At 63.4% G+C, this 3307-nt stretch carries 2 protein-coding genes and 1 pseudogene; all 3 read left to right on the top strand.

Features of this window, described 5'->3' with window-relative positions:
• Nucleotides 1-115 precede the first annotated feature (115 nt).
• Nucleotides 116-328, top strand: a pseudogene (locus AC0L3A_RS01045) (peptide ABC transporter ATP-binding protein); the annotation flags it as partial.
• Nucleotides 329-382: 54 nt separating this feature from the next.
• A complete protein-coding gene (locus tag AC0L3A_RS01040; RefSeq protein WP_473253405.1) occupies nucleotides 383-1876 on the top strand; it encodes an ABC transporter substrate-binding protein in 1494 nt (497 codons plus the stop codon).
• Nucleotides 1877-2228: 352 nt separating this feature from the next.
• Complete coding sequence (locus AC0L3A_RS01035) at nucleotides 2229-3203, top strand: magnesium transporter CorA family protein (RefSeq protein ID WP_219680993.1); 975 nt, start codon at nucleotides 2229-2231, stop codon at nucleotides 3201-3203.
• The last annotated feature ends 104 nt before the right edge of the window (nucleotides 3204-3307 follow it).

Below are 3307 nucleotides of genomic sequence, written 5' to 3'. Positions count from 1 at the left end.
GGTGGGGGTTATGTTTCTGGCCCGTTTCTGCGCGCTGGGGGGGCGGTTGTTTTTTTGCCCGCGCTGCCCCAAACCATATACCGGGCCCCGGCGGGGGGGGGGGGGGGGGGGGGGCGCGGGGGGCGGCCGGCGCCGGCGCGGGGCCCAGGCGATCGCCTCGCAATCGGCGGTCGCGACCGGGTGTCCCTATGTCTCGCGATGCGCGCTGGCCGATCAGCATTGCTGCGAGGTTCTGCCTGAGCTACGCAAGGTGGGCGAGACGCATCTGGCCGCCTGTCACAAGGCGGAAGCCGTGATGGCGTTGCCGCAATTGCCCGTCGAAGGTTAGCGTCCGCGCCGGGATTGGCGTAGGTTGGGACAACAGAAGGTCGGGGAGTTACGCATGCTCAGGAAATTATTCGTCGTTGCATGTGCCGCTGCGTTTGCTGCGGCACCGTTGCCGGTACTGGCGCAAGGCAAGAAGGACAGCGTCGTCATGGGCATGACGCTGGAGCCCCCCGGGCTCGATCCGACCAACGCCGCCGCAGCGGCGATCGCCGAAGTCACGCTCTACAACATCTACGAGACGCTGACCAAGATCAACGAAGACGGCTCGACCTCGCCATTGCTGGCGGAGAGCTGGACGGCCTCGCCCGATCTGAAGACCTATACGTTCAAGCTGCGCAAGGGCGTCAAATTCCACAATGGCGAGCCGTTCGATTCCGCCGCGGTGAAGTTCTCGTTCGAACGCAATGCTGGTGCCACCAGCACCAACAAGGACAAGAGCCTGTTCCAGAGCTTCGAGTCCGTTGCCGCGCCCGACGCCGACACGGTCGTGATCACCCTGAAAAACCCCGAGCCGAACTTCCCGTTCTTGATGGGGCAGGCAAGCGCCTCGATCGTCGAGCCGAAAAGCGCTGCCACCAATGTCACGCAGCCGGTCGGGACCGGACCTTACCAGTTCGGCGCCTGGGCCAAGGGGTCGTCGATGACCCTGAACAAATGGGCCGACTATCGCAACGCATCCGCGATCAAGCTCTCCAAGGTGACGATCCGTTTCATTTCCGATCCCGCGGCTCAGGCCGCGGCGCTGCTCTCGGGCGACGTAGACGCTTTTCCGCGCATCGCGACTCGCGTCGTTGCCCAGTTCAAGGCCGACCCGCGCTTCACGGTGCTGATCGGCGGCTCCAAGGCCAAGACCATTGTCGCCATCAATCATCGGAAGAAGCCGCTCGACGACGTCCGCGTTCGCCGCGCGATTCTCGCTGCGATCGACCGCAAGGCGATCATCGAGGGGGCCGTCGAAGGATTCGGCACGCCGATCGGCAGCTTCTACACGCCGGGATCGCTCGGCTATGTCGACACCACCGGCATCAACCCTTACGATCCCGAAAAGTCCAAGAAGCTGCTCGCCGAGGCTGGAATCACCGCGCCGCTCGAGCTGTCGCTGAAGCTGCCGCCGCCGCCCTATGCGCGGCAAGGCGGCGAGATTGTCGCGGCCCAGCTTGCCAAGGTCGGCATCATCGCCAAGATCGAGAACGTGGAATGGGCGCAATGGCTGTCGCAGGTGTTCGCGCCCAACGGCCCGCATAATTTCGACCTCACCATCGTCAGCCACGTCGAGCCCTTCGACCTCGTCAAGGTCACCGAGCCGGACTACTATCTCGGCTACAACAACGAGGCCTTCAACGCATTGTACAAGCAGATCGTGTCAACGCCGGACGACACGGCGCGTGCCAGGCTTCTCGGCGACGCCCAGCGTATGCTGGCAACCGACGCAGCCTCCGCCTACTTGTTCCAGCCGCAATGGCCCACCGTCGTCAGCAAGAAGCTGAAAGGCGTCTGGAAGGAAGTCCCGCAGTTCGAGAACGATTTCTCGACATGGAGGTGGGAGTAGCGTCGCGCAGGTCGATTGCGCGATTTCGGTGACGATCTCTCCCAAAGGAAGAGATCGTCACGAGACCGGTCCAAACAAAAACCTGAAAAACAACCCCATGCACAGTAGCCGGGGATAGTCATTTCAATGGCTTGCGCGTCACGCGAATTGAAATGGTTTGCGGCGATGCCGTTGACGCGTCGGGCAAAACACTGGCATGATGGCATGATCGAAGAAGGCCGCGGCCGCTTGGTTTGATTGCGCCGGCCCGATGCTCCCCCGACTTTGAACGTTCGGAACCCTCATGCGTTAGCTCGGCGCAGGATGGCCGCAGGCCGTGCGATCCGGCGCGAGGGTATGCGGAGTTCGATTCTTGCTCAAGCTGTACAGGTGGCCATCCGACGACTGGCAGAAGATCGGCGCGGAGATGCCGTCCGAGATCATCTGGGCTGATCTTTTGGACGCGACCGCTGAGGAAAAGCAGTTCGTCGAACGATTGCTCGGGATACGCGTTCCGTCCGAGGATTCGCTCAGCGAGATCGAAGCGTCGAGCCGCCTGATCCTCGACAACGGCACGCTCTATCTCAGCTCGCCGGCGGTCCGGCTCAACGAGGACAGCGAGGCCGAGATCACGCCGGTGGGATTCGTCATCGGCCCGCGCGTGCTGGTGACGGTGCGCTTCGCGCAGTTGCCGATCTTCGACGACATCGGCAAGCGTATCGGTTCCGATGACAGCCTGGAGAACGGCATGTGCGTGTTCACCAGCCTGGTCGAGGCCATGGTCGACCGCGGCGCCGATGTTCTTGAGCATCTCGGCGCGAAGGTCGACAGGCTCTCGCGGGGCGTCTTCAAGGGCGGGCTCGTCCGCACCAAGCGGCCGGTCCGCTCCAGCCGGCGGATGCGCGAGGCGCTGGAGAACATCGGAGAGCTGGCCGATCGGCTCGCCAAGGCGCGCGATGTCCTGCTTGGCGTCGGCCGCGTCGCCTCGTTTGCCGGCGATGTCGGGAGCGAGTGGATCACGCCCGCGTCGAAAAAGCGTCTCGAGGCCGTCTCGAAGGATGTCGCTTCGCTCGGCGATTACGAGACGCGATTGTCGGACAAGATCCAGCTTCTGCTCGATGCGGTGCTCGGCTTTATCAACATCCAGCAGAACGAGCTGTTCAAGATCCTGACGATCGTCTCAGTCGTGGGCGTGCCGCCCACGATCCTGGTCGGCATCTGGGGCATGAACTTCAAGCACATGCCGGAGCTGGACTGGACGTTCGGCTATCCGCTGGCCTGGCTCGCCATCATTGCTAGCGGCGTGCTGCCGCTGATCTGGTTCAAGCGGCGCGGCTGGTTCGAATGAAATAGCGGCGCACCGTTCGACAACGGGGGCGCCCCGCAGTGGGTACAGCCGATTAGAACGGGAAAGGTGCGCACACACACCCGGGCGCGCGGCCCACCCCCGAG

The organism is Bradyrhizobium sp. MI1.3 (assembly GCF_055811695.1).
The sequence above is the reverse complement of the archived record's forward strand: the minus strand, read 5'-3'. Positions and strand labels throughout refer to the sequence as shown.

Coding starts and splice junctions, on each gene's coding strand:
- AC0L3A_RS01040 (WP_473253405.1), top strand. CDS start 383: ATGCTCAGGAAATTATTCGTCGTTGCATGTGCCGCTGCGTTTGCTGCG.